This is a genomic window from Halalkalibacter alkaliphilus, assembly GCF_023555415.1.
Lineage (GTDB): Bacteria > Bacillota > Bacilli > Bacillales > Bacillaceae_D > Halalkalibacter > Halalkalibacter alkaliphilus.
In genome coordinates, this window is record NZ_JAKRYL010000061.1 from 1 (window position 1) to 1,013 (window position 1,013).

A 1,013-nucleotide genomic window follows, 5' to 3' on the forward strand; every position below is an offset into this window, starting at 1 on the left:
CAACCGTTCCACAGTAGCTCAGTGGTAGAGCAATCGGCTGTTAACCGATCGGTCGTAGGTTCGAGTCCTACCTGTGGAGCCATTTTTATGCTTCCATAGCTCAGCCGGTAGAGCACTACCATGGTAAGGTAGGGGTCAGCGGTTCAAGTCCGCTTGGAAGCTCCAGAAGAATACATATATAACGCGCCTTTCAGCAGTAGCTGGCAGGCGCTTTTTGTGTGTGCTTAATATATTTTTCAGCTAGGTGGTGAAAAGTCCACTTCAGGCGTGTCTATAGATTTCTGAACGGATTTATATTATATGTTGTTCAAGAGGGGCACCGTAATACGATTGAAACAGTTTTTAAGAAGTCTGTGATCCACTTTAATCACAGACTTAAATAAGTTAGGGGCCACATAAACATGCGGCTGATAGAGCAAAGTAAAGAAAAGGGGTTGTCTCAAAAGGTCAAAAACAAGACCCTTTGACTGCTCCCCTTTTCTTTCGTTTAAGTTTGATAGCTAGGAATATGTAGAATTCTTCATCTCTTGATCAATTGTTTTGCAGTCAAACCTGTTATAGCTCCAACTAATTTACTGTCAATTCCGTAGTCAAGCATGCATTCTGCTACTTGCATTTTCGTTTCTTCTTTTGCTTTATGTTGAACGTAGTCTAATAGTGTTAGGAGTTCCTCGCGTGAGTACAAAGGTTTGTGATCATTCAATTTCATCACCTCGAGCTCATTTTCTCTATTATAACGAATGTATGTTCGTATTTTCAAGTATAATAAAAAAATAATATTTTTTTCGAAAAAGTACTTGTCATCTTCTTTATATTTAGATATAATACTTTTTGTCAGTAAGAAATACTTCTGTTGGCCCGTTGGTCAAGCGGTTAAGACACCGCCCTTTCACGGCGGTAACACGGGTTCGAATCCCGTACGGGTCACCATTTTAGAAGATAGAGATTAGAAGTAAGAAGTTAGAAAAAAAGGACTTTTCTATCCTCCAACATCTTACCTCTTACATCCAAAC

Annotated in this window: 1 protein-coding gene and 3 tRNA genes; 3 read left to right on the forward strand and 1 reads right to left on the reverse strand. The window is 39.6% G+C overall.

The features are described from left to right. The first annotated feature begins 7 nt into the window (after nucleotides 1–7). Both MF646_RS23105 and MF646_RS23110 read left to right on the forward strand, forming a co-directional pair. Nucleotides 8–82, forward strand: a tRNA-Asn gene (locus MF646_RS23105). A 7-nt stretch (nucleotides 83–89) separates the two neighbouring features. Beyond that, a tRNA-Thr gene (locus MF646_RS23110) sits at nucleotides 90–165 on the forward strand. A 355-nt stretch (nucleotides 166–520) separates the two neighbouring features. On the opposite strand, the gene MF646_RS23115 is transcribed toward MF646_RS23110, so the two are convergent. Beyond that, nucleotides 521–703 (reverse strand): hypothetical protein, encoded by a 183-nt coding sequence (locus tag MF646_RS23115; protein ID WP_250098837.1) that lies wholly within the window; start codon nucleotides 701–703, stop codon nucleotides 521–523. A 152-nt stretch (nucleotides 704–855) separates the two neighbouring features. On the opposite strand from MF646_RS23115, the gene MF646_RS23120 reads away from it, so the two are divergent. Continuing rightward, nucleotides 856–930 (forward strand) — tRNA-Glu (locus tag MF646_RS23120). Nucleotides 931–1,013 lie beyond the last annotated feature (83 nt).